Genomic DNA, 25,020 nt, shown 5'->3' with positions numbered 1-25,020 from the left:
AGGCAACAGGATTGACGATGACTGACTCATTAGGGCGTCGACTATTTAGCGCGGCCGCCCTGACCGCCCACCGTTGTTGGCTCCGGCCTGGTTGGTCATGGGGCGTTCCTTCAAGGGAATCGGTGACGTTGAGCATCACCAGCCTGCCATGACCGCCCCCTCTCAGCGAATTAGGGCTTTAGTGGGAACTACACCTGGGTTCTCGATGTCGATGAGCCGCTCCCTGAGGTCGCCAAGGATACACTCTTCTCAGCCGATTGCCGGCATAACCACACGCCTCTGCCGTTGGCGGCTTTGCCGTAGGTTATTCGGCGGCCCGCCGCACGCCCGTTACGTCCGACCCCGGCGACCCGCATTTTGACCTGCACGAGAGCTTAGGCCTCTTCGCTGGCCTTCGCCTTTTGGAACCTTTTCAGCGCGCGAGCATCAGGGCTAACGAGATTTCGAGGGATGATGAAACAGAGCGCTTTGCCTGCCGGCATGGCGGGATTTCTTTATAACGAGGATAGCCGTCAGTTGGCCGTCCAGAACATTGCACCCGTCGTCGGCAATCTGCGAGGCTTCTCAGAGAGCGCGGCGGTTGCTCTCCATCTGGTGGCGGGAGATGGGGGCATCCCGATCTGACTGATGCGATCGACATCAAAAATGTCACAGAGCTGTTGATGGCCGTGGAATCGGCTGCAGCTGTACTGGCTGCCGAACGACGGTCTCTTCAGCAGCTTGCGCGATCGAGAAGCGACTGCATCCCATCCAGCAGGCGTTCGACTATAACGAAGCAGGCGTCGAGGAAGAGTTGGCTTTCCCATCGTGAAATTGTCAATGCTTCCGGCAATCCGGCTGCTGCCTTCAAGGGCCGGCGCCGGCGGACTGCCCGTGCCCTACGATGCTCTTGACCTCAAGGAAGTCGTGGATCGCCCATTCGCCGCATTCGCGGCCGTTGCCCGACTGCCTATAGCCGCCGAAAGGCGCGGATGGATCAACATCGGGATAGTTGATCGATACCTGTCCAGCGCGCAGCTGTGCGGCCACGGCCGCCGCGTGCTCGAGGTTTTGCGACTGCACGTAGGCGGCCAGACCATAAACGCTATCATTGGCGATCCTGACCGCATCCTCGACGCTGTCATAGGACATGACGGCAAGAACCGGCCCAAAGATTTCTTCCTTCTCAATCCGCATGCCCGGCTTGACGTGGCCGAACACAGTCGGACGTACGTAGTAGCCGCGATTGAGATTTTCCGGCCGTCCCGATCCGCCGGTCACCAGCGTCGCGCCTCCCGCGATGCCGGCTTCGATCAGCCCCTGGATCTTGTCATACTGGATGTTCGAGACCACCGGCCCAAGCTTGGTGTCCTCTGAGCGGGGATCGCCTACAGTGAAGGCTTCTGCGGCTGCCTTCGCGATAGCCAGCGCCTCGTCGTGCCGGGCGGCTGGCACGAGCATCCGCGCCGGTGCGTCGCAGGACTGTCCACTATTGCTGAAGCAGCCCTCGACGCCCTTCGCCACCGCAGTCTCGAAATCGGCGTCGGGCAGCACGATATTGGCAGACTTGCCGCCGAGTTCCTGCGCCACGCGCTTGACCGTATCGGCCGCCGCCTTCGCTACGATGATCCCGGCCCGGGTCGAGCCGGTGGTCAACGATATAATCGCCAGGCGGCGTGGCACGCGCGGTAGCGCTTCTCTCTCAAGCCTGCCAAGGATGCCGGATCGCTGGGGTAAGGCGCGATTGGCCTCGAAATCCGAGTTTGGGGAATTCGCATGCCCGAGACCAGGAAGCCGAGCAGCGGAAGGATGTGCGGCCAACCGTGTTCTCAGTCGCGCGGCTCAGGTAACCGATTATTCAAGGCCATCCGAACCTGTCGCATCGGCGCCGGATAATGACGCTTTCGCCGCAGCAACTGCCGATACCAATTCAACGGCGATGAAAAACCTTGCGTTGACTGCAGCTTCTGTCTCAAGCGCGCCGCCTCGTGCAAGCGCTGCGGCTTCAGCCAGATGAGCACCGGCGACGACGTTGGCCAAGGCACGCTGGAATGGCACGGCAACCGCGAGTGACAACGAACCGCCGGGCGCATCGCAGAGCATTTTGGCCAAATCCTCCGTGTCGGCCACAGCTTGCATGGCCGGTAAACAGCTTTCGAAGGCGGACAATGTCCTGCGACAAGACTCCAAAATCTGGGACAGCGTCTCTCCGCCCCCAAGGAGCAGTTTGCGCGTGACGAGGTCGATAGCCTGGATGCCATTCGTGCCTTCGTAGATCGGAAGAATGCGCGCATCGCGGTAATATTGCGCCACACCGGTCTCCTCGACGTAGCCCATGCCGCCATGAACCTGGATTGCGGTCGAGGTCACTTCCACCGCGATATCCGTCGAGTACGCCTTGGCCAAAGGCGTCAGTATTGAAGCTCGCGCGTAGGCGCGGTGCCTTTCTTTTTCTGTCTGCGCGTTCACGCTTGAATCGAGCGCGGAGGCCGTCGCCATGCACAGCATGCGCGCCGCGGCCGTCCGGGTTCGCATCTCAAGCAGCATTCGCCTGACATCGGGATGGTGGATGATGGGGCTTGTAGTTCCATCTCTGCCCGGGGCGCTGCCCTGGACACGTTCCCTTGCATAGGCGAAGGCCGCCTGCGTCGCCCGCTCCGCGAGCGCGACACCCTGGGTCCCGACCAGGAGCCGCGCATTGTTCATCATCGTGAACATGCAATTGAGACCACGGTTCTCCTCGCCGATGAGCCAGCCCCTTGCGCCTCCGTTGTCGCCATAAGCCATGGCGCAGGTGGGCGACCCGCGAATGCCGAGCTTGTGCTCGAGCGAAAGACACCGCAGATCGTTGTGTGAGCCGTCAGGAAGGATCTTCGGAACCAGGAACAGGGAAATGCCGCGCGTGCCAGCGGGCGCGTCCTCCAGCCGTGCAAGAACCAGATGTACGATATTCGGCGAGCAATCATGATCGCCATAGGTGATGAAGATCTTGTTGCCGGTAATGCGGTAGCTGCCGTCGCCCGTCCGTTTGGCTTTGCAACGAAGATTTGAAAGATCGGAACCGGCCTGTGGCTCCGTCAGGTTCATGGTCCCGGTCCATTCACCGGACACAAGCTTGGGCAGGTAGCGGTCCTTGAGCTCTTGAGAGGCGTGTTCGTAGATGGCTTCGATGGCGCCCGCAGTCAAAAGCGGGCAGAGGGCGAAAGCCATGGCGGAGGAATTCCAGAACTCGGTGCAGGCCACGGCCAGCGAGATCGGAAGCCCCTGGCCGCAATATTCGGTTGGTCCTGTGAGGCTGTTCCAGCCCGCCTCGCACCAGGCCTGGTAGGTTTCGCGCCAGCCCGGCGGCGTGGTCACCTTTCCGCTTTCGTCGAGGGTCGACGGGGTTCGGTCGCCAACCGGATTCAAGGGCGCGATGCGCTCGCTCGCAAAACGCCCTGCCTCGGAGAGGATGGCCTGGACGTCTTCGGGGGAAAGGTCCCCGCTCTGCGTCGCGGCAAACCGATCGGCAGTCTGCATCGCCAGAAGGATTTGGGGGATGGGCGGATTGTAGGTCATCGCGAACGTCAACTCACGCCGGGTTCGAGGCGCTTGGTCTTCTTGGAAAAGAACGCCTCCAGCCGATCCCTGATCTCCGGATTGGTCTGAACCGCCATTGCGAGGAGGCCCTCCGCAAACAGGCCGTCCGTGGTGGACATGTCGTTGATGCGGGATATGCCGGTGACGATAGCGAAATTGGTGGTCGGCGGATTACGTGCGACCTGTGCGGCCAATTCTCTGGCGCGCGACAATGCTTGCCCGGCCTCTACCACTTCGTGGCACAGGCCAAGGTCCAGGCCACGCCGCGCATCGTAGGTGCGGGCCGACAGCATCATATCGACCATACGCGCCGGGGTAACGATCCGGGCCACGCGCACGGTCGCCCCGCCGCCCGTGAAAATGCCGCGCTGGCCTTCCGGGAGGGCAAAGAAGGTTCCTTCTTCGGCGATGCGTACATGGGCGGCCGCTGCCAGCTCAAGCCCTCCGCCGACGACCGCTCCCTTCAGGGCGGCAATCACCGGGGTTCCGCTGAACTGAATGATATCGAAAGCACGGTGCCACTTCTGGCACATGGTCATGAACTCGATCGGAGACCGGTCCTTGTCATAATGCTCGCGAAGATCCAGCCCAGCGCAGAAGTGGTCGCCCTTGGCCGCAAGCACGAAGGATCGCGTGCCCTCCGGCGGCGCGCGAAACACGTTTTCGATTTCCAGCAGCATGTCTTCGCTGATTGCGTTGCGCCGGTCCTCGCGCACCAGCGTTACGATCGTTACCGGACCGTCCGTCTCGATGGTGATGAAGTTCGGTTTCGTCATGGTGTTGTCTTCACTTTCTCGCGCAGTTTGTATTTTTCGATCTTTCCCGTTGAGGTCTTGGGCAAGCTCTCGAAGACGTAGCACTTGGGAACCTTGAAGCCGGAAAGATGCTGGCGGCAAAATTGGTTCAACTCGTCAGCGGTGACGCTCGCCCCCGGCTTCAGTTCCACAAAGGCACAGGGCGTTTCGCCCCACTTGGCATCCGGCTTGGCCACGACAGCGGCGGCGCTGACGGCCGGGTGCCGATACAAGGCGGATTCCACTTCGATCGAGGAAATGTTCTCCCCGCCGGAGATAATGATGTCCTTGTAGCGATCGCGTATTTCGAGGAAGCCGTCGGGATGTTGCACAGCGACGTCGCCGCTATGAAACGCGCCGCCGGCAAAGGCGGCTTCCGTAGCCGCTTCATCCTTGTGATAGCCTTTCATGATCGTGTTGCCGCGCAACACGATCTCGCCCATCGCGGTCCCGTCCTTCGGCAGACGTTTTCCCGATTCGACGTCCCGGATCTCGGCAGTCTCCATCATCGGGAAACGCACGCCCTGGCGTGCCTTGATCGTCGCGCGCTGCGCGACGTCCATTTCGTTCCATTCTTCCTCCCAAGTGGACTGAACGACGTGGCCGTAGGTTTCCGTGAGGCCGTAGACCTGCATGACTTCGAAGCCCAATGCCTCGACTTTCTCGAGGATCGCCGCTGGCGGAGGCGCCCCCGCCGTCATCACGCGCACCTTGTGAGGAAGCACCGGCCGTTCTGCTTCCGCGGCCTCGACCAGCATGCCCAGCACGATCGGCGCACCGCCGAAATGCGTGACGCCGAAGGAACCGATGGCATCGTAAACGGCCTTGGCCGATATCTGCCGGCAGCAGACGATCGTCGCGGCGAGCGCGGTCATGGTCCACGCATGGCCCCAGCCATTGCAGTGGAACATGGGCACTGTGTAGAGATAGGTCGGATGACCCGACAGACCCCAGCCGGCAATGGTACCGAGCGCCATCAGGTAGGCGCCGCGGTGATGGTAGAGCACCCCTTTCGGCCTGCCACTGGTACCGGACGTATAGTTGAGGCACAGGGTCTGCCACTCGTCGGCCGGGACCACCGGCTGGAAATCTGCAGGCGCCGATCGAACCAGATCCGAATGGCGCTGGCTGCCTGGCAGGGCATCTCCCGGCCCGCCGAGATCGATGATGACGGGTCGGCCGCCCTTGGTGCGCTGCAACGCCACCTCAGCCATCAATGCGAACTGCCTGTCCAGCATCAGGACCCGGGTTTCCGCATGATCCAGGATATAGGCCATCGTGTCGGCATCAAGGCGGATGTTGATGGTGTTAAGAACGGCGCCGGCCATTGCGACGGCAAACTGCGCCTCGAACATCTCCGCCGTATTCGGAGCAAGCACGGAAACCACGTCACCCGGCTTGACACCGATATCCATGAGGGCGGCGGCCAGAGCGTCGCAGCGTTGGCGCACCTCCTGCCAGGTAAAGCGTCGATCCTCATCGATAAGCGCCAATCGGTCTGGATAGAGTTCGGCCGTTCGCCCCAGAAATGAAAGGGGCGTCAGCGGGACATAATTGGCGGGCCTTGGCCGGAGATAGGGTGCTTCGGCGCTCATAGGAATGGGAGCTCCACAAGCCGCGCAGCGGTCGGACCGCCGGGGCGGTGAACGATGACAGTCTCGCCTGCCTTCATGCCGGCGGAGATCAGGGCGTATCCGATGTTCGCCTTCATGCGAGGCGACCATGTGCAATTGGTCATCACACCGACCATGGTGTCGTCACGCGTGATATCCTCGCGTTTCGTGCCGAGCGGCGCAGGCGTTGCACCGTCGAGCACGAGACCCAGTTGGTGCCGCTTCGGCCCCTCGGCCTTGATCCTGCGTAGCGCCTTGATGCCGACGACATCGTCCGGAACATCGAGGTCCACATATTTGCCCAGCCGCACTTCGAAGGGATTGGTATCCTCGTCGGTGTCACCGCCGACGGAAACCAGCCCGCTCTCCGTGCGCTCGGCCGTCGCGGGCGCTCCCGGTCCGATCCCCCAGGGTTTGCCTGCCTCCTTGAAGATGTTCCAGAGCTTCGTGCCCTTCATGCCATCCTTCAGGTAGATCTCAAACCCGCCCTGCTTGGACCACCCCGACCGCTGCACTGCGACGGGAATGCCTTCGATCTCGGTTTCCTTGAACCAGAAGTACTTGAGCGTGCGTACCCAATTGCCGACGACATGGGCCACCACGTCTTCGGCCTTGGGCCCCTGAAGGGCCATCGGAGAGACGTCGGGTTCGCTGATATCGACCTTTAGACCACGCTCCGCCGCGACGGCGCTTGCCCACAGCCACATGTCGCAGTCCGCGATTGAAAACCAGTAGAGATCGTCGGCGTGCTTTAACAGGATAGGGTCATTGATGATCGTGCCGCGATGATTACAAAGCGGCACATATTTGCCCTGGCCGACCTTGCAGGTGGAGAGATCGCGCGGCGACAGGATCTGCGCAAGCCGGCCGGCGTCCTGTCCCTTGAGCTGCACTTGGCGTTCCACGCCTACATCCCATTGTGAAACCCCGTTGATGAGCCGCCAGTATTCGCCTTCCGGATCGCCGTAGGACGTCGGCATGATCATGCGATTGTAGACGTTCGCGGCCACCATGCCTTCCGCCACCGCCGCCTCGAAAAAGGGGGACGGTCGAACGCGTGCCGTCGGTGAAAATGAAAACATCGAGGTCTCCTGTTGCGTCCCGATGGGCACGGGAATTCCGATTGCCGGTTCTTGCGGTTACGCTGCCCTCGCGGCCGCGATATCTTGATAGAAATGTGCCGCCCAAGGGACGGCCGTCAGTTCAACCGATGTCATCAGCCGGAGTCACGATCGCGCGCAAAAGCTGTCGCAGGCTGATCTGGCCGACCGGCGTTCCGGCTTCGTCCATCACGGTGAGATGCTCACAGCAATGCTGCATCAGCACATTCGCTGCGGCATCGAGCGTCGTTTGCCTTGGCACGGTAGCCAATGACCGATCCGCCGGCCTGAACGGCGCCATGACTGCCTCGACATAGACGACGCGGCCCCGGCTGACCTCCTTGACGAAAGCCTTGACGTAATCGTCTGCGGGTCGCAGGACGATGTCTTGGCTGGTGCCCTGTTGCACCACTTCCCCGTCGCGCAGAATGGCGATCCGGTCGCCTAGCCGGAGCGCCTCGTCGAGATCGTGGGTGATGAAGACGATGGTTTTCCTGATTTCCTTCTGGATATCGAGCAGCACCGTCTGCATGTCCGTGCGAATGAGGGGGTCGAGCGCCGAAAACGCCTCGTCCATCAGCAGGATCGGAGCATCGTTTGCGAGCGCCCGAGCAAGCCCAACACGCTGCTGCATGCCCCCGGACAATTGGTTGGGATAGTGCTTTTCGAAGCCGGCAAGACCTACACGGTCGATCCAGCGGATGGCCGCCTCGACTTGCCGGCGTCGCGGCACACCTTGTATCTCCAGGCCGTAGACGACGTTTTCCAGCACGTTGCGGTGCGGCAGCAGCGCAAATTTCTGAAACACCATCGCCGTCTTATGCCGCCTGAACTCACGCAGTTCGTGGACCCCCATTTTCACGACGTCTTCGTCACCAACCAGAATCTCGCCTGCGGTCGGGTCGACCAGTCTGTTGATGTGGCGGATCAACGTCGATTTGCCGGAGCCGGAAAGCCCCATGATCACCTGTATCGCTCCGGCCGGCATGGTGATGTTGACGTTCCTGAGACCGAGGACGTGGCCGTGGCGTCCGTTCAGTTCGGCCTTGGAAAGTCCCTGCTTCAGCAAAGGAACCATGGCTTTGGCATTCGGTCCGAAAACCTTCCAGAGGTTCCTGACATCGATCCCGGGCTGGTTCGCTTCAGCCATGGACAATCTCTCGGTGCTTTTGCAGGCGGCTGCCGTAAGCCTGGCTGATGCGGTCGAAGATGATGGCGATACCGACAATGGCGAGGCCGTTGAAGACGCCCAGAGTGAAATATTGGTTGGCGATTGCCTTGAGCACCGGTTGGCCGAGCCCCTGCACGCCGATCATCGAAGCGATCACCACCATGGAGAGCGCCATCATGATCGTTTGGTTGACGCCTGCCATGATTGTGGGCAGCGCAAGCGGGAGCTGGACGTTGCGCAGCTTCTGCCAGCTCGATGAGCCAAAGGCATCCGCCGCCTCCAGCACATCCTTGTCGACCATACGGATTCCGAGATTGGCAAGACGTATCATCGGCGGGACAGCGTAGATAACGACCGCAATGACGCCGGGCACGCGGCCGATCCCCAGCAACATGACGACGGGGATCAGATAAACGAAACTGGGCATTGTCTGCATGACGTCGAGTACCGGATTGACGATGCTCTGCAACCGGTTCGAACGGGCCATTCCGATCCCGATCGGTATTCCGATCACGATTGCAAGCACGGTGCAGACGAAGATCATCGACACCGTCTTCATCGTGTCGTCCCACATATCGAACCAGCCGATGACCAGAAGCGTCGCGACACAGCCTGCGACAATCTTCATGCTGCGACTTGCGATCCAGGCAATGACCGCGACCGCCGCAATCACGACCGGCCAGGGGGTTGCGAGGAGCAGACGTTCAGCCCAGATCAGGAAGCTCTGAAGCGGGTTGAAAACATTCTCTATGCTGTCGCCGTAGGCGCGTGTGAATGCACGGAAGCCTTCATCGATATTCTTCTTCAAGAGACGCAGCGTATCTGCGTCCATCGTCGGAAATTTCCAGAACGAATCCATTCCCAGTTTCCCCGTGGAAAAGACAGGGCGGCACCAGCTCAGCGATGCCGCCCGCGACCGCTTGCGCGGGCAGTCAGAGGGAGGCCCTGATCTTTTCGACCGCCTCGGGAGAAACCCAGGCTTTCCAGATGTCCTCATTGTTTTTGAGGAAATGCTTGGCGCCGTCCTCGCCGGTCGCCTGATTGTCCGCCATCCAGGCGATCAGCTTGTTGACCGTATCGTTCGACCATGCGCGCTTGTTCAAATAGTCCATGATTGCCGGACCGGCGCGATCGGCGAAAGTCTTGCTGACAAGCGTCTGCACGTCGTCTGCAGGCCATGCATTCGGCTTTGGGTCGGGGCAGTCGCCGATCGATGTGCAGCGCTTCCATTCAGCTGCATCGTAGTCGACCCCATACCCGAGCTTGACCATTGGGTACTTGCCGAGGAGCGAGGTCGGAGCCCAATAGTAGCCGACCCAGGGCTGCTTGGCCTCGTAGGCTTTCGCGATCGAGCCATCGAGCCCGGCCGCGGATCCGGTGTCGATCAGCGTGAAGCCGGCTTTCTCTCCCCCGAACGCCTTGAAGAGCTGCGTGGTTACGACCGTACCGCCCCAGCCTTGCGGACCATTGTAGACGGCGCCCTTGCTCTTGTCCTCCGGAGCGGGAAAGAGCTCGGGATGCTTGAAAAGGTCGGGGATCGTCTTGATGTCAGGATGTGCCTCGGCGACGTATTGCGGAATCCACCACCCTTGGATCGCCCCGTCGGAAAGGATTTTCGATGCGGCTACCGCCTTGCCTCCGTCCAGAGCGCTTTTGACCAGTTCCGGCTGCAGGCTGACCCAGGCCTCGGGAACGATATCCGGTTGCCCCTTTTCGGCGAGCGAGGTCAGGGTTGGTACAGTGTCGCCGGAAACGACTTCAGCGGAACAGTCGTAGCCCTTCTCCAGGATGAATTTGTCGAGACTGGCCGCCACGTCAGCGGATTGCCAGTTCATCGTGGCGATTGTCACTTCGCCACATTCGGCCGCAAACGATGCCGATGCCATCGACAGAAGGCCGAGGGTTGTCCCGGCGAGGCATGCAACAATGTGTCTGTATTTCATTTCGTCCTCCCAAGCGGTTGATGCAGACTTCGCTGTTTGACGACCACCGCTTCCTCAAACAGCTATCGAGAACAGCGCCGGCTTTCGTCTATGAAAGCTTTCCTCCAAGCCGGCGATGGCCGAGGCCGGGCCGACTCCCTATTCCCGTTCTCCCAGATTGTTTTTCTCACCCGGCTTGAGGAATGGACAGACAGATAAGATTCATCGGTGCATTACTTTTTTTGATGATGACTGCTATTCTTCACATTGCCGTTCGGCATCGACAGGCAAAGTGGCTGCTCCAGAATGCATGATTTACCTCCTTTAAAACCGTTGCGTGTTTTCGAGGCCTGTATCCGGCTCGGGAACTTTACCCGGGCGGCAAGAGAACTGAATGTCGGGCAACCCGCCATCAGTCACCAGATTCATGCTCTGGAAAGAGACCTCAACGTTCAGTTGTTCGAAAGAAAGGGCCCGCTCGCCGTGCCAACTGCCGAGGCGCTGTCGTACTACCAGGCGACAGCGAACGGCCTCTCGGATATCGCCAGGGCGAGCGCCAAGCTCCGAAGGAATAACCGACAGGATGCCCTGACGCTCGCGACCTATCCAGGCATTGCCATGTTCTGGCTTATGGCGCGTCTGGAGAGAGTCAGGCGCCTCTACCCCGATCTGGCTGTCAGGGTAACGACGGCGGAACGCGACCAAGACATCCCGTTGGATGAGGTGGACTGCGCTATTCTTTTTGGCAGCGGCGATTGGTCCGGGTACGAAAGCCGCGTACTGATGCAGGAGATTGTGGTTCCAGTGGCCGCGCCCGCTCTTGCTTCGCGCATTGCCGGGGTTTCTCGCGCCGATATGCTCGCTAAGGGGCCTTTGATCCACCTTGAGGATCGAGAACAGCGCTGGTTCACTTGGTCGGACTGGCGGGACCTAAGGTCGCCGGACAGTCAGAATATCGATGCCGGCATCACGGTGACCAACCATGGCATTGCCATTCATCAGACTTTGATGGGGTACGGAATTGGGCTGGGCTGGAGCGGCGTTATCGACGAGATGATCGAGAATGGGCTTCTGATTGCAATGGATCCAGAACCGATCTCATCCGAGCGAGGCTATTTCTTGGTCGCAAGGCAGGACTTTCTGGATAGCAAGATCGGAAGGCTTGTGGTCAATTCCTTGGTCGATCAGGAAACGACATTGCAGGGCAACTCATTGTGAAGTTCGTGTCTTTTTGTCAGCCGCGCATCGCCGCTTTCCACTTGGCGGCGCAATGCTATCGAGCACCCTGTTCGATGACCTTCGCCGATCAAACCATCCGAGTGCGGCGTTCATTCACGGGCTAACCTATTCGAGCCATCCAATCGGATGCGCAGTCGCGATCCGCCATTGAGCTATTGGAAGACGGATTGCTTGAGCAAAGGTATCAAGCCCAGTGTCGGTGGCTGGGGACGGATCATCGGCCACAACACGATCTTCGTCGACGACCGCGATCCGCTCGCGCATGGGTTCCAGATTCGGTGATAGAGCCAAGTTCGAGGCTGAACGTCCGCTTCCAGGTGATGGAGAGGTTGACTTTAGCGACCGCGATTGGGCGCAAAGGCGTCGTTCACTAGGCGCGGCGAGAACGACGGCCATAAATGCCGGTTCGGCGGAAGCTGGCTTCCAAGTCAGGAACGCAGTTGCAATGACCATTGGGACACGGGTTGCTGTTTTCACACCAGCTTATTTTGATCCGACCTATCGATGTGACGCTCCAAACCACCCGGATCGCACGCCGTTACCGCCTTTTACCGCCCCTCTTGTCCAACGATCTTTTCAGCCTTGAAACAGTTGGGCTATGAATGGGTATGCGCAACCCGATTGACGGACAGGAGCAAGGGTAAAAGATAGACAGGCGTAGATCGTCCTCCCCGGCATGGATCATGTTCATGCCAGAGCGATCGAACTGAGTCGTGCGTAGAACAAGCGAACTGGCCCACTTCAGGTCGAAGTTGGCCATAAGTACTTGATATTGAAAGATTTTGGTGGGCCCGGAGGACGACCTCAAATCTTTGATTTTGTTAAGCTTTTCGTGGGCAGAAATCGAGATCTTTCCCGTATCGTCCCGTATGGTTCCGGCACTCATTCGCTCGAACCCAATTCTCAGACGAACCTGCTGGTGTCTGGCAGATGGCACCCAAGCCATCCCCGACCGGGCGGCGTACTGGTGCGGTAGCCGCCGGAGCTTGTCTCATCGGCGGATGTCTGAATTGGGCCGGTGAACGAACATGACGTAATCGCGGGAGCGGTGGCCACCTGAGACGTGACGGCGATGTTCGAACCTCTAGCCGGCTGGCTGTCCCCCGATAGGATGAAGAACGGGCTCACGATCGACACCGGGCCCAGGCATCGAACGGAGGACAGCCATGAAGCAGTATATCGGTCTCGACGTATCCATGAAAGAGACGGCAATATCGATCCGGCAGGACGGCAAGAGGATTTGGCGGGGCAAGTGCGCGTCTGACCCGCAACTGCTCGCGGCGGTGATCCGCAAGCGCGCTCCGTATGTGCGGCGGGTCGTGTTCGAGACGGGGCCGCTGTCGGTGTGGTTCTACCATGCGCTGACGGCAGAGAGCCTGCCGGTGATCTGCATCGACGCGCGGCATGCCAAGGCCGCGCTGAACATGGCCGCGAACAAGACCGATGCGAACGATGCCGATGGCCTAGCACATCTGGCCGAGGTCGGCTTCTACCGAGAGGTTCGGGTCAAGGGTTTCGACAGCATGCTGATCCGCACGCTGATCACCGCGCGGCGCCAGCTTCTGAAGATGCGTTTGCAGATATCCAACCAGATCCGCGGGTTGATGAAGACGTTCGGCCTCGTCGTGCCCAAAGGCGCCGGCAGCGTATTTGAGCGCAACGTTCGCAACCTTCTGCAGGGTGAAGAAAAGCTGGCGCGCATCGTTGTGCCAATGCTCCAGGCATGGAGTGATATCCGATACCAAACAGCAGAGCTGAGCAAGCAGCTGGCTGCGATGGCGCGTGAGGACCAGCACTGCCGTCAGCTCATGTCAGTGCCCGGTGTAGGCACCGTCACAGCCACCGCCTTTGCCGCAGCCGTGGAGGATCCGGCGAACTTCAGAAACTCGCGCGCCGTGGGCGCATGGGTAGGCCTGACCCCGAGACGCTACCAGTCCGGCGAGGTCGATAATGACGGACATATCTCGCGCCGTGGCGACAATCAGTTGCGCGGACTGTTATACGAGGCGGCCGCGGTCATCCTGAACCGGTCGACGGATACCAGCACCCTGCGAACCTGGGCGTTGGAGCTCAAAGAACGGCTCGGCTTTAAGCGAGCGGCCGTGGCCCTGGCGCGCAAGCTGGCAGTGATCATGCATGCGATGCTCCGGACGGGCGAGCTATTCGATCCGCACGGAGGAACGCACGCCGCTGCCTGATCTTCAGACGCTCCCTGCGACGATTCCGTCAGGCCATTCAACCAACAGCGTTCTTACAGGACGCACCGAGCCGTCCCTGCCGGGACGTGGCTGAGATCATTCCGCGAAGCGGGAAGCAACTGCCTCGTTTAGCAGATTGCGCAACGAACATAGGAAGATCTCACCTGCGAAACTCATCCTGCGGCGATCAGCTTTGTGTCGACCGCGTAGACGACCCTGTACCCGGCATACGAACGAGTATCGGCAAAAAGGACGACTGCCTTGCACCTACCCCCTTGACGGTCGGGCGATTAGACGACCCGCTGCGCGGGATGGGCGCGTGGGGTGAGGTAGAGATCACGAGCCGGACGTCGCGCTCGCATTGAGGGTGGTTCGGCAGCGGCAGAGCATCACGGGCTTCTTCAACAAGGAGCCTGACCATGCCCTATCCCGTTCTTGATGCACCTATCAGTCCACTTCGTCAGCGGCTGATCGACGACATGAACATGCGGCGTTTCTCCCAGGAGACGCAGCGCAACTATCTGCGCGACATCGGACGCCTGGCGACGTTCCTCGGCCGGTCGCCGGATACAGCGACAACCGACGACCTGCGCCGGTTCCAGATCGAGCAGCAGGACGACGGTGTTCCAGTGCCGACGATGAACAGCATCGTGTCAGCGCTGCGCTTCTTCTTTACGCATACGGTCGATCGTCCCGATCTGGCGCGCAAGCTTGTTCGTCTGGCGCACCCGCGCAAGCTGCCGGTGGTGCTCAGCCGCGACGAGGTCGCCCGGCTGCTCAACGCCACCACCTGCCTCAAGCACCAAGCCGCACTGTCGGTTGCCTATGGCGCGGGCTTGCGCGTCGCCGAGGTCTCGGCGCTGAAGGTCGCCGACATCGACAGCGAGCGCATGCTGATCCGGGTGGAGCGCGGCAAGGGCGGCCGGTATCGCAACGCCATGCTGTCACAAGACCTGCTCTTGTTGTTGCGTCAGTGGTGGAAGGTTGGACGCCAGCAGGGCGTGATGCATCGCGACGGCTGGCTGTTCCCGGGGCAGCATGCGATGAAGCCCATCAGCACCCGCCAGCTCTATCGCATCGTCGTCGAGGCGGCACAGGCCGCCGGCATCGCCAAGCGGGTCGGGCCGCACACGTCGTGCCGTGGCAGCGGGCCGAACTCGGTGTGGACTATGTCAAAAGCACAGCAATTTAGAGTTGCCCAGGCGAAACGAAGGTGCAATCAACATCTCGATGAGATCAGCATCACTTGACCGCCCCGATTTCGATTTGATTTTCACCCAACTTGTGAAGCGTCAGAGCTGTTCGACCACGAAAATATAGCCAAAAACATGCCCGAGCCTGCTTTCCAGTTCCTATTGCAACACGACGGTCAGCCCTTCTATCCCTCTCGGTGCTACATTATCGCCGACCCGACGGTGAAGGACCGCAATCAGTGGACCTTGCAACTGGAGCCTCCCCAGGATCCGGCCTGGGTCTACCAACTGGACGACATAAAGGGCTGGATGCTGCACGACAGCAATGCGGTGCGCCAGATCATTTATGATCGAAAGGATCCGCGTACGCCCTACCGAAATTTGCAGCGGGACGAAGTCTTCCGGGAATATCTAAGAAAGCTTCTCGAAAGGCTGCCACCCGACTGTCAGCACCGTCGAAAATACGCCTTGATGCCGTCGATCGCCGACGACAAGACGCGTACCCGGTACAGGGATGCAGTCGAGGCAGCCATTCCCGGAATAACGGTCATGCCAGAGCCGGAGATGGTCGCCGAATATTTCCGGCTGCTTCAGCGAAACCTGGAACTCGAGGCTGGGAAAAACAACGTACTTTTGGTTGTTGATGTCGGCGCTTCAACCGCCAACATGACTTTGATCCTCAGCCGACGCGATCGCACGATCGTCGATCTCGATTCAACGGGCGCACAGCGCGATCTGCGGCTTCGTGCGCTTCGTGGCGACAGCGTCAGTCATGCTGGCCGCTGGGTCGATTTGCGTCTCGCCGAAGTCCTGGGAGTGCCCGTATCCGATTTGGCTCTGCGTGAAATCGAAAAGGCAAAGGTACGATCAAGCCTGAGCGGGGAGACGATCTCGTTCAAAGCGCCGTCGGCGAACGGGCAGCTTACCATTGATCGAGATACACTCGTGTCGGTCTCGGGCGAGCTGTGGAATGAATTGCGCCCCCTTTTTGAAAGACTCTGCGAGCGGCTCTACGACAACCAGAATTCGTCGGAAGCCGCGAAGCGCAAAAGTCAGGAGCGGCTCAAGGAGCTTGGCGTGAACGCTCCGACTGATGCCCATCGACTGATTGATACGATCTTGTTGGCCGGAGGTACCAGCTTGCTTCCCGGTTTCGAAGATGCGATGATGGGGACCCTGTTTCCCGATGGCCACCGGGCAAAGGTTCTCCGCGTTGGCGGCTCCTTTGCAATTGCGGCAGCAGCGGGCGGTCTGGCCCACATTCTTCACAATTACGACCCTCCGCGTTTGCGCGAACCGCACGCACCACCGAGCGACGTTTTTGCCGCTCCGCTTGAATCGACCCTTCCCTATCCCCTGCTCCTAGGAGTGAAACAATTCGCCGACCGCGAACAACAGTTTGCGGTGCTTGATCCAAATGATCCGTTTGTAGACGACGGCGGAAGACGCCCAATCGACAGCTTGCCCGCAATGGCAAAGGGCTCACAGCCCAAGATGCGGCTGGTCCCGGGACTGGCTGCTGGCGTGTCCGCTCGCCAAGGACGTCAATTTCGCGCCATGCGCGTACGTCAGTCCCCTGGCAAGATGGAGCTCGAATGGGATCCGTCTCGTGAGCGCGCAAAGATTCATTCTCAGCAGGTAGATGGAACTGATTACCTTTGGATCGATGCCTATAAACTGCGAAGGCGGCAGGAGCCTGCGCTTGACCCCTTTGATGGGCCGTTGGATCCAGGAGTACTGGCGGTCGATGCCGCCGACGACGTGATATTGGATTTGGGCATGTCCAAGATCGTCGCGGTCACCGCCAACCGTGGCTGGATCGCGGCCGAAGAGCTCGAGCGCGTCATGCGCGATGGACTCGATAGCGACACTCATCGATCCGCGGCGACTGCTGAACGGAAAGTCGCTTCGGAAGCAACCAGCCTGGATGTCCATGAGCGCTCCGCTCCTCAACGAATCTCCGACGAAAGCGCCTCAGAAGCCTCATTGCCGACAGGCATGTCATCTGACGACATGCCGGATGGCGGCGTTGTAGCGAAGGGCAACGACGGAATCGTTCGCGACAACCTTAAACCCGTTGAGGTACAGGCGACCGCTACAGCGATTGGTTTGCCACCCCCAGGCGATACCAGGCATGAGAAGGACGATCGCTTCGACTGGGGTGAACGGGTTACGGATTCGGAGTTTTCTCACGCGCTCGCGTCACTGAGAAAGACCGTCAAGGAAGCAGAGCCCCACCTGAATTTCGACGACATTGTCGTTGCTCTGCTTGCGCTCGCGGTTAGGCCAATCGTGCTCCTGGCGGGACCTCCTGGATGTGGAAAATCAACGCTCGTGCGCCTTATAGCGCGCGTGCTTGGCAAAAAAGGAGGCGAGACGTTTCATGAAGTCGCTGTGCAAGCGCACTGGGAAAACGACGCCGTTCTGTTTGACAGCGGGGGACTACTGCATCCCTTGCTCGACAAGAACACCCTTTCGCATCTGATCCTCTTCGACGAATTCAACCTGACGCGGCCGGAATATTATCTGTCTCGGCTTTTTCATGCCCTGGACGGTGGACACGGCGCTATCGCCAAGGAGCAGAAGATCGCTCCATGCCGCGTTTTTGGAACATTGAATATCGACGACTCGTCGCGTCCACCCTCGCCAAAGGTCCTGGACCGATGCTTCCTGTTGGAGCTTTCGCAAGTCTCATGGAATGCCGAGGCGCCAACAGGACTTTCGAACCTAGCCTCCATACCAGCACTACCGGGACTGCCCATGGTATCGATCGGCGGTGCAAGCACGGATGGACGCGTCGACGACGTTCTGAACGCTCTACACGTCGCGGTTCATGAGCATGAGCTGCGGCATGATCTTTTGCCGTCCCGCCGTGTCCTTTCCGATATCAAGGCGCTGCTCAGTCTTCACCATAGCTTGGATCTTCAGGGCAAGGGCCTTTTGGAGCGAGATGATTTGGTGGACCGTCTGGTTGCAAGTCGAATCCTGGTCAAACTGTCGGGAGCGTTCGATCAGCTGCAACCTGCCTTGGACGCGCTGGAAAAGGTCGTGGAGGGCGCTGAGGAACTCCCCAGAACACGGCGGCGATTGAAGCTGGCGCGTCAGCAAGCGCGCCTGGGATTCATCTCGCCTTGGCAGTAGATCGCACCATCATCGAAAGCGTCCGCCTGGTAGGCGCGGACGGTGTTGGCGTTGAGTATCCATGGCAGCCGAACATCTGGTACCTCATCCGCGACGACCACCCCTATCTTGACATTTTGACCCGCGGCCGCCTCGCGATGGCCAGAGGCGACACCAAGTTACAATCTCTGGACGAACCAGTCCAGGATGGCACCCAATGGCAGCGCTGGGATTTCGAAACCGAATTGGCGAGGCAGCGCCGTTTGGGCGAAATGAGCCTCCCGCTGAAAGTTCCCAAGGATTGCGCGTTACGCTGCTACGTTATTCCAACATCGCTTCTGAACTACCGTGACGTTGTCGCCATGGTCGAGGACATCGAGGAGCAAGTTGGTTTCGCGGCGGCTTGGGACATGATCGCCGAACGTCCCGAGCGATCATGGAGCCGCCGCAGCAGCGGCAGCCGGATGGCGATGCCGTCGGAACTTGTTCGATGTCTCGATGAGGAATTGCGTGCCGCGCTCTCGATACGCAGCAACCCGTTCAAGGAACTTGGACCTCATTCCAGACGCGGCGTTCCGCTGGCGGAGAATGCAATAGTCTCACATTGGGCAATGCGCAGGTGGGGTCAATTGCGAGATTCAGCCGGCGGCGTGGCAATCGAACTCCGGTCGCTTCGGTCGAAAGGCGGTCGAAGCAACCCTGATGGAAGGCAAGTGAAGCTCGATGAGCAGATAAGACAGCTATCCTTGATCGAACAACGATTGGAACGCCTGAAGAGCACTTTGGCCCGCCTCGGCAATGACTCTGAGATGGCGACTGTCGTATATCCCAGTCCGCTGTTCCAGCGTGACTATCGTCTTCGAACTCTTCTGCGCGCCTTCGCTCCGCCAGTTTCTGAAGCACTTTCCGATATTGAATCGTCAAGATCGCACTATCCGCCCGTTTTTCTCAATAGCTTGTGGGAGCTATGGGGAGCCGTTTGGCTTGTGAAGGAGCTCCGACGGCTTGGCTTTTCAGGGTCGTGTTTAACGGATGGGCCCAATTTAGGCAGATCGTGCTCCTGGCGTCTGAAGCGAGATGACATCGTCATCGAACTGGACTTTGAACCCGAACCCGTATTTGTCGACTACGAGAAGCTTCCGCCCGCTCATGAACGCGATGTCCCTGCATTGGAATGGGCCGCGCGCAATCAGGAGCTCGACCCTGAGCGGCCCTATCTCGGATTGGAGATGCGCTGCTCTCCCGACTATCTGGTGAGGATCACGACGCCAAATGGAAGGTTCCTGATGGTTGGTGACGCCAGCCTGGCAAGCCCAAGGCACCACGGCAAGAAGGTCGAGAAAGCGGACGCAAAGCCATTTACGGTCGAACGGTACAGAAGGACCATGGGTTGGTCTATCGAAGATCAGGTCGTACGCTGCCACCCGATGGGGGGGTTTGTTATATTTCCCTCGCCTGCAAGCGCATGGGTTGATCTTCAGCGACTACCGGGAGCGGGCGATTGCACACTCCTTTGTCCGAGTCCATTGGGAGACCGGGAGGCAAGCCGTCGATTGGAAGGCTTGCTCTTCGTGGTGGCACCGGAGATTCGCACATCCATGTCCAGCGCTTGATCGACGAAGACAAGGATCCTGAGATCTGGCCAGCCACAGCAGGCTACGCGCGCTGGCTCCACGAACAGTTTTGCAAGCGCCTTCCCGAGGAGGTGCGAATGCACGATGGCATCGGCCACCGCGGCGAACCCGGCATTGATAGCGGATTCATTGCCGCTGTGATACGCATATCCGCAGTGAGAGGACTGACCATGGGTCGAAAGAGTGAGATCGTTTGAAATTTATCTGACCGACATTTGAAGCAGATGACGGATGTCAGTTCGCTGCCTAGCCATGTCCGATTTTGGCGCTAGGCCGAACCCGAAATAACTGAAATGAGGCGCAAAACAGTCATCTCGCCTGGATTAACAAGGATCACTCGTAGACCTTCTCAGGACAGATCCGAAGCGCTTCTGTGTTCACACACCCACCTTGAATCAGTTGTTGAGGATCGCCTGATTCAAATTCTCGGCAACCAGGTCCAACCGCTTGGTTGGATTGGCCAATTCTGATCCCGGAAACACCCGACTTCGGCGGAGTGTAGCGGACGTGCGACCAAATCAGTACTTGGCCAGAACTAGGGTTCGATTCCGCGCCGCGGGTCATATCTGAAAAACTCATAAAAATCAGTCACTTAATCAGTTGTTCTGGTGGCCCTGGAGACAAACCAGCGCTATTGATTTTATTGAGTTTTTCGCGGGCATGTATCGGGGAACCTCCCGTATCATTCCGTATCGTTCCGCAGGAGACAAAGTTCCGCAGGAGACAAAGCCCACACGGCGCCAGTGTCATTGGTCTGCTGAAACAAATTGGTGGCTCTGCAGGGGGGCATCAGCCAGATCAGCGATGGCTCCCGCGTCAAGCCCGTGCCTTGTGCGGAAACCACCCTTGAGTACTGTAAATTTTTACAGTATCTTGGCGGCATGAGCACTGACCGGGAACTGACGCCTAGGCAAAGGCAAATATTTGAATATGTTGAAGAGCGCATGGTCACGGCCGGAGCACCGCCCACTCTCAAGGAGATTTGCGGTCGGTTCAGGTTTAGAAGCCCAAATGCTGCACGCGAACATCTCCGGCTGATCGAGCAAAAGGGCTATCTCAAACGCGAACGACGTCGCGCCCGTGGAATTCGCATTGATCGCGAAAATTCTTCTTTGGACGAGCTCGTACGAGTGCCACTGTTAGGCCGAATCGTTGCTGGCAACCCAAATGACGCTATTGAGAACATCGAAGCTCGGATTCCGTTGCCGCGAGCGCTTTTGCGGGGCACCCGTCTTTTTGCGTTGCGTGTTGGGGGAAGTAGTATGGAGGGCGCAGGTATCTTCGACGGCGACATCGCGATCCTGAACAGCCAAGCGGAGGTCACGGACGGCGAAATTGCTGCCGTTCTCGTCGGCGATGAAGCGACCCTCAAGCGTGTTTTCCGAATCCGTGACGGTATTCGGCTTCAGGCCGAGAACTCGGAGTTTCCTGATCTGGTTCTCGACCAATTCAACGCCGGCGCGCTGCGCGTCGCGGGTGTTCTGGTTGGAATTCTACGGACGGTGTGAACGTGGCTGAACCGTCTCCCTCACCCTCGCTTGCCAAGCTCGAACGCGAGATGAACAAGATTGGCTGCCCAGAGCTGATCGCGCTCGACGGGCCACCAAGCGCCGCCCATCTCAACTACCTGGATCTGATGTCGGGCCGACGCGCCAACGATTTGTGGCCGAATGCTGTCGCCGAGTTTCAGGGTCGTCCGATCCTCTACCTGGTGGATGGCCTGACGGATCGCGATCAGCCGAGCGACGCGCAAGTGCGCGACCTCGGCCAGTTGCTCGCAAACCGAAGTGAGCATGCGGTGCTAGGCGTTGTGCGGCCCGGCGAACTGACGCTCTATCCGATTAACCTCAGTCGCGCGGAGCTAGATGATGCAACACCGAAGCCTGCCTCGCTGACGAGCCCGGATCCCCTGCTCTTTCAAGGCCTGGCAACAGGCTTGGTGAGCGTTGAGGGACAGCCCACCGCTCCCGACTATGTGTTCGATGAGATCCACGAACTGCTGACGGAAGCAGGCGAGGCCCTCGCTGGGTGCATGTCTCCGCTTGAAGTGTTGTCCGTTGCGGGGCGAGCTTTGTTTTTCCGATTTCTCCACGACCGTAGGATCGTTCTGCCAGCCGAGCTCCACGAGATCTCGCCAAGTGCAAGAGACTTGAAAGATGTCTTTTCCGATGCCGAGCGCGCGGCTGCGACGTCATGCTGGCTCGACGAAACATTCAACGGCGATCTGTTGCCGCTCGTGGACGAAGTGGCACATGCCGATCCAGTGAAACGGCTTGCCGCGTATCAAAAGTTCTTTTTCGAAGCCCACGAGAAGACTGACGGGAAGATCTTTCTTCATCTGCAAGCGATCATGCGTGGTTGGAAGCACCTTGGCGATTCAACATTCCAGACGAAGATCGATTGGGACGACTTCGATTTTGCCCATATTCCGATAGGCGTCCTAAGCCAGGTCTACGAAACTTTTAGCCGCCGCTGGAATGAGGTGCACGCCGAAGAGACGAGTGTCCATTATACACCGAAAAATATAGCCCAACTCCTCGTTGAGGAGGCGCTTGCCGGAGTGAAGAATGCGCACGATGCAGTCATTCTCGACCCGGCATGTGGCGCCGGCGCGTTCTTGGTCCTGGCGTTCAGGCACTTGGTGCGATTGCACTGGCAGCAGGAGGGTCAACGACCTGACAAGAACACCATTCACCGCATCCTTTATCAGCAGATACGTGGATTCGATGTGAGCGAGTCCGCGCTTCGTCTTGCTGCACTCGCGCTGTATATCACGGCAATCGAATTGAATGGCACGACGCGACCGCCTAAGATTCTGAAATTCCCTCGCGCGTTGCAGGACGAGGTTCTGTTCAATTTTGATAGCCGGGACGCAAAAAGTTCTACGCGAGGGTTTGTTCTCGGGAGCTTGTCTGCAGCGGTTCCAAGCAAGTTTGACGCGTTCTTCGACGTCGTCCTTGGTAATCCGCCATGGACACGCCTAAGGTCGAAAGCCAAGACTCCCGCGGAGAAGGCCGCTGATCGGGCACGCTATGCGGAGATCAACCGGGCATTCACGGCAATCACACGGCGGGCGTTGAAAGCGCGGAATCTTCCGGATCTCTCGGCGGACGAGTACGAGAATCCAGACAATAATCCGGATTTGCCATTTATCTGGCGTGCGACCGAATGGGCGAAGCCCGGCGGCATGATTGCATTTGCGCTACCCGCTCGGATCATTCTCAAGCAGAGTGACGCTGGGAAAAAGGCACGCAGAGCGCTCTTCCGCGGCCTGACGGTCACGGGAATCCTCAACGCATCCGATTTGGAGAAGACGCCTGTTTGGCGCAACATGGACGTTCCCTTTATGTTGTTGTTCGCACGCAATGCGCCTGCAACGTCAAAGCATCAGTTCCAATTTGTAACGCCATTGCGCGAGAACCCGCTCATTAAGCGGGCAGAGTTTCGCATTGACTATCAATCTGCCCAGCCCGTGTCGCTTGCCGACACCCTCCATCGACCATGGACTCTCAAGGCGCTCGGTGTTGGCACCGTCCTCGACATTGAAGTATGGGACAAAGTGAAGGACCGAAGCCTGTCGACAGTCGGCGAGGTGTGGTCTCGAGCCGGACTCATATCGGGAGAAGGATACAACATCTCTGCCGGACTTTCTCAAGTTCCGGCGCCGCATCTTCTTGATCTGCCGGACTTCGAATCGCCTGCGAATGGTTTTGCCGTCGACTTCGAAAGTTTCGACCGGTGGGAGACTAAGCACAGACGCAAGACAGCAAACAGGCCAAGAGAAAATGCACTATACCGATCACCACTGGTCATCATCCCACAGACCCCGGGTGAGACCAGAGAGCAACCGAAGGCATTCCTGTCGGTAGAGCGGCCGGTTGCGTTCTCCAAGAGTTACTACGGCTACTCCACATCTAAACACCCAGATGCAGAAATTGCGGCGCGGCTGTTATACCTAGTTGTTCATAGCGAGCTTTGGCAACATTACAGTCTCACGCACAGCTCGCGCATAGGTGCAAGCTATCGCACAATCCTCAAGGAAGAACTGGATGCGTTCCCGTTCGTGGAGCCATCGAGTCTGACGGTTCCGCAGGAACACCAGGTCCGCGCACTGTCAACGCAGCTCGCTTCGGACGGTGTCAGACCCTGGGATAGGATCGACCATCTCATTTTCGCCTTGTACGGATTGAGCGAGCATGATGTCGACGTGGTTCGCGACACCATACAATTCGGCGCACCCTACAGATCTTCTCGCGATCCCGCTGCCCTGCCGCCCGATGGGAGCTACTGCGAGCAGTTTTGCCGATATCTTCAGGACATGCTGCAGCCGTTTGTAGAACCTACTGCTGGCGAACTCCGTATCGAGACATTGGCTGACCCCGCGGACACATGGATGCCTTCGTGGAGATTCATTGTGCTTGCACCGGCAGACGTACCTTCCAACGTTTCGCCGGGGCTGGTTTCGAAAGTGATGCGCGAAGCCAACCGCACTGCGGCCAGCCGCGTGATCATGGTCTTAACGGAGCAGCAGGGACTTCTTATTGGGCTACTCAATCAGCGACGTTTCTGGAGTAAGAGCCGAGCTCGTTTGTGCGGACTGCATATTGTTCGGCAGCATCTGGGGGCATTTCGGCGCCGATGAGCATTGCAGGGTTCTTCGCTGACGGTATCGACTATAATCTACCGCATCCGGCGCTGGACGATTCCGTCCTGTTGATTGCCCACAACGCGATCGCACAGGCGTTCTGTATGTTGCGCGTTGCGCCTCCGGCAGGTTTTGAACTTTCATCCGCCCCAGAAAATGCCATAACCCAACAATTGGAATGGATACTGGAAAATCATCTCCGAAAGACTGGCAAAGTGGCTGGCTTCGACGAACGCATTTTTCAGAAAGTTCGCCGTGGCGCCGAGGTCACAAATTTTGATGGAAAGCACCCCAGCAAAAAACCAGATCTCGTCTTCGACCTTGCGAGAGATGCCCCACTCGCCCTCTCTAGTTTGGACGCGCTATTCGTTGAATGCAAACCAGTCGACAAGGCGCACCCGCTGGAGAAGCATTATGGGAGTATGGGTGTGTTCCGGTTTGTCAACGGCGATTACAGTTGGGCGATGCAAGAAGGCATGATGGTCGGTTATGTTCGTGACGGAAAAACGCTTTCCGCTAGTCTCGCCCCCGTCTTCTCCCAGGAACCCCTGCATTCGCTACTTGGAAAGCCCACCGTTATGACTCTTGTTGCACATGGAGCCTGCAGTTGCATGGCCGAGTGGTTGCACGTCACGACGCATCTACGAAATTTTCAGTGGCCACAGAATAAGGGAGGCGCCAGCCCAATCCGTCTCTTTCATTCGTGGCATAGATGCTTATGACGCAAAGGAGTGCTGAGATTTTCGAATATTTGACCCAATCGTTTGGTAGACTTCGCTCTTACACACCGCGCTTGGCTACTGATTACGCTTTGCCCTTTGAGATACCTCGGT

At 58.8% G+C, this 25,020-nt stretch carries 17 protein-coding genes and 2 pseudogenes; 11 read left to right on the top strand and 8 right to left on the bottom strand.

From position 1 onward, the window contains the following. The first annotated feature begins 450 nt into the window (after nucleotides 1–450). Nucleotides 451–624 carry a hypothetical protein gene (locus tag RFM68_RS25090; RefSeq protein ID WP_320235719.1) on the top strand — a complete coding sequence of 58 codons (174 nt, stop codon included), beginning with the start codon at nucleotides 451–453 and terminating at the stop codon, nucleotides 622–624. A 222-nt stretch (nucleotides 625–846) separates the two neighbouring features. Here RFM68_RS25090 and RFM68_RS25085 read toward each other — a convergent pair. The 8 genes and pseudogenes from RFM68_RS25085 to RFM68_RS25050 all read right to left on the bottom strand — a co-directional run. Beyond that, a pseudogene (locus tag RFM68_RS25085) lies at nucleotides 847–1,629 on the bottom strand (aldehyde dehydrogenase family protein); the annotation flags it as partial. 204 nt (nucleotides 1,630–1,833) lie between these two features. Then, complete coding sequence (locus RFM68_RS25080) at nucleotides 1,834–3,537, bottom strand: acyl-CoA dehydrogenase family protein (protein WP_320235718.1); 1,704 nt, start codon at nucleotides 3,535–3,537, stop codon at nucleotides 1,834–1,836. Nucleotides 3,538–3,545: 8 nt separating this feature from the next. Continuing rightward, the gene (locus RFM68_RS25075) at nucleotides 3,546–4,334 is read right to left on the bottom strand and encodes a crotonase/enoyl-CoA hydratase family protein (RefSeq protein WP_320235717.1); all 789 of its coding nucleotides are present in this window, start codon (nucleotides 4,332–4,334) and stop codon (nucleotides 3,546–3,548) included. After that, nucleotides 4,331–5,947, bottom strand: coding sequence for an AMP-binding protein (locus tag RFM68_RS25070; RefSeq protein ID WP_320235716.1), 1,617 nt, complete (start codon nucleotides 5,945–5,947; stop codon nucleotides 4,331–4,333). Before RFM68_RS25070 ends, RFM68_RS25075 begins: the two co-directional genes overlap by 4 nt. After that, nucleotides 5,944–6,990, bottom strand: coding sequence for a glycine cleavage T C-terminal barrel domain-containing protein (locus tag RFM68_RS25065; RefSeq protein ID WP_320235715.1), 1,047 nt, complete (start codon nucleotides 6,988–6,990; stop codon nucleotides 5,944–5,946). Before RFM68_RS25065 ends, RFM68_RS25070 begins: the two co-directional genes overlap by 4 nt. A gap of 178 nt (nucleotides 6,991–7,168) precedes the next feature. After that, nucleotides 7,169–8,215, bottom strand: a complete 1,047-nt coding sequence (locus tag RFM68_RS25060) for a quaternary amine ABC transporter ATP-binding protein (RefSeq protein ID WP_320235714.1) — start codon at nucleotides 8,213–8,215, stop codon at nucleotides 7,169–7,171. Beyond that, on the bottom strand, nucleotides 8,208–9,095 hold the full coding sequence (locus RFM68_RS25055; RefSeq protein ID WP_320235713.1) for an ABC transporter permease: 888 nt from the start codon (nucleotides 9,093–9,095) through the stop codon (nucleotides 8,208–8,210). Before RFM68_RS25055 ends, RFM68_RS25060 begins: the two co-directional genes overlap by 8 nt. Before the next feature lie 73 nt (nucleotides 9,096–9,168). Beyond that, nucleotides 9,169–10,179 carry an ABC transporter substrate-binding protein gene (locus RFM68_RS25050; protein WP_430694925.1) on the bottom strand — a complete coding sequence of 337 codons (1,011 nt, stop codon included), beginning with the start codon at nucleotides 10,177–10,179 and terminating at the stop codon, nucleotides 9,169–9,171. Nucleotides 10,180–10,464: 285 nt separating this feature from the next. Here RFM68_RS25050 and RFM68_RS25045 point away from each other — a divergent pair, with 285 nt between their 5' ends. The 10 genes and pseudogenes from RFM68_RS25045 to RFM68_RS24995 all read left to right on the top strand — a co-directional run bounded on the left by RFM68_RS25045 (nucleotide 10,465) and on the right by RFM68_RS24995 (nucleotide 24,909). After that, nucleotides 10,465–11,376, top strand: a complete 912-nt coding sequence (locus tag RFM68_RS25045) for a LysR substrate-binding domain-containing protein (protein ID WP_320235712.1) — start codon at nucleotides 10,465–10,467, stop codon at nucleotides 11,374–11,376. Between the two features lie 201 nt (nucleotides 11,377–11,577). After that, a pseudogene (locus RFM68_RS25035) lies at nucleotides 11,578–11,679 on the top strand (proline racemase family protein); the annotation flags it as partial. A gap of 884 nt (nucleotides 11,680–12,563) precedes the next feature. Then, nucleotides 12,564–13,595, top strand: coding sequence for an IS110 family RNA-guided transposase (locus tag RFM68_RS25030; RefSeq protein ID WP_320235711.1), 1,032 nt, complete (start codon nucleotides 12,564–12,566; stop codon nucleotides 13,593–13,595). A gap of 419 nt (nucleotides 13,596–14,014) precedes the next feature. Further along, the gene (locus tag RFM68_RS25025) at nucleotides 14,015–14,845 is read left to right on the top strand and encodes a site-specific integrase (RefSeq protein WP_320235710.1); all 831 of its coding nucleotides are present in this window, start codon (nucleotides 14,015–14,017) and stop codon (nucleotides 14,843–14,845) included. A 78-nt stretch (nucleotides 14,846–14,923) separates the two neighbouring features. Further along, nucleotides 14,924–17,929 (top strand): DUF8727 domain-containing protein, encoded by a 3,006-nt coding sequence (locus RFM68_RS25020; RefSeq protein ID WP_320235709.1) that lies wholly within the window; start codon nucleotides 14,924–14,926, stop codon nucleotides 17,927–17,929. Next, entirely contained in the window at nucleotides 17,920–19,521 is a 1,602-nt protein-coding gene (locus RFM68_RS25015) for a hypothetical protein (RefSeq protein ID WP_320235708.1), read from the top strand. The genes RFM68_RS25020 and RFM68_RS25015 overlap by 10 nt, the downstream gene beginning before the upstream one ends. Further along, nucleotides 19,518–19,739, top strand: coding sequence for a hypothetical protein (locus RFM68_RS25010; protein WP_320235707.1), 222 nt, complete (start codon nucleotides 19,518–19,520; stop codon nucleotides 19,737–19,739). Before RFM68_RS25015 ends, RFM68_RS25010 begins: the two co-directional genes overlap by 4 nt. Before the next feature lie 573 nt (nucleotides 19,740–20,312). Then, nucleotides 20,313–21,050 carry a transcriptional repressor LexA gene (lexA, locus tag RFM68_RS25005; RefSeq protein ID WP_320235777.1) on the top strand — a complete coding sequence of 246 codons (738 nt, stop codon included), beginning with the start codon at nucleotides 20,313–20,315 and terminating at the stop codon, nucleotides 21,048–21,050. A gap of 50 nt (nucleotides 21,051–21,100) precedes the next feature. After that, on the top strand, nucleotides 21,101–24,184 hold the full coding sequence (locus tag RFM68_RS25000) for an HsdM family class I SAM-dependent methyltransferase (RefSeq protein WP_320235706.1): 3,084 nt from the start codon (nucleotides 21,101–21,103) through the stop codon (nucleotides 24,182–24,184). Continuing rightward, on the top strand, nucleotides 24,181–24,909 hold the full coding sequence (locus RFM68_RS24995; protein ID WP_320235705.1) for a hypothetical protein: 729 nt from the start codon (nucleotides 24,181–24,183) through the stop codon (nucleotides 24,907–24,909). The genes RFM68_RS25000 and RFM68_RS24995 overlap by 4 nt, the downstream gene beginning before the upstream one ends. Nucleotides 24,910–25,020: the final 111 nt, after the last annotated feature.

It is taken from the genome of Mesorhizobium montanum (assembly GCF_033977145.1).
Lineage (GTDB): Bacteria > Pseudomonadota > Alphaproteobacteria > Rhizobiales > Rhizobiaceae > Mesorhizobium > Mesorhizobium montanum.
Note: the sequence above shows the minus strand (reverse complement) of the source record. Positions and strands in the feature narration are given on the sequence as shown.

Excerpts from the sequence above, each read along its gene's own strand:
- RFM68_RS25090 (WP_320235719.1), top strand. The coding sequence starts at position 451 with ATGATGAAACAGAGCGCTTTGCCTGCCGGCATGGCGGGATTTCTTTAT.
- RFM68_RS25080 (WP_320235718.1), bottom strand. The coding sequence starts at position 3,537 with ATGACCTACAATCCGCCCATCCCCCAAATCCTTCTGGCGATGCAGACT.
- RFM68_RS25075 (WP_320235717.1), bottom strand. The coding sequence starts at position 4,334 with ATGACGAAACCGAACTTCATCACCATCGAGACGGACGGTCCGGTAACG.
- RFM68_RS25070 (WP_320235716.1), bottom strand. The coding sequence starts at position 5,947 with ATGAGCGCCGAAGCACCCTATCTCCGGCCAAGGCCCGCCAATTATGTC.
- RFM68_RS25060 (WP_320235714.1), bottom strand. The coding sequence starts at position 8,215 with ATGGCTGAAGCGAACCAGCCCGGGATCGATGTCAGGAACCTCTGGAAG.
- RFM68_RS25055 (WP_320235713.1), bottom strand. The coding sequence starts at position 9,095 with ATGGATTCGTTCTGGAAATTTCCGACGATGGACGCAGATACGCTGCGT.
- RFM68_RS25050 (WP_430694925.1), bottom strand. The coding sequence starts at position 10,179 with ATGAAATACAGACACATTGTTGCATGCCTCGCCGGGACAACCCTCGGC.
- RFM68_RS25045 (WP_320235712.1), top strand. The coding sequence starts at position 10,465 with ATGCATGATTTACCTCCTTTAAAACCGTTGCGTGTTTTCGAGGCCTGT.
- RFM68_RS25030 (WP_320235711.1), top strand. The coding sequence starts at position 12,564 with ATGAAGCAGTATATCGGTCTCGACGTATCCATGAAAGAGACGGCAATA.
- RFM68_RS25025 (WP_320235710.1), top strand. The coding sequence starts at position 14,015 with ATGCCCTATCCCGTTCTTGATGCACCTATCAGTCCACTTCGTCAGCGG.
- RFM68_RS25020 (WP_320235709.1), top strand. The coding sequence starts at position 14,924 with ATGCCCGAGCCTGCTTTCCAGTTCCTATTGCAACACGACGGTCAGCCC.
- RFM68_RS25000 (WP_320235706.1), top strand. The coding sequence starts at position 21,101 with ATGAACAAGATTGGCTGCCCAGAGCTGATCGCGCTCGACGGGCCACCA.
- RFM68_RS24995 (WP_320235705.1), top strand. The coding sequence starts at position 24,181 with ATGAGCATTGCAGGGTTCTTCGCTGACGGTATCGACTATAATCTACCG.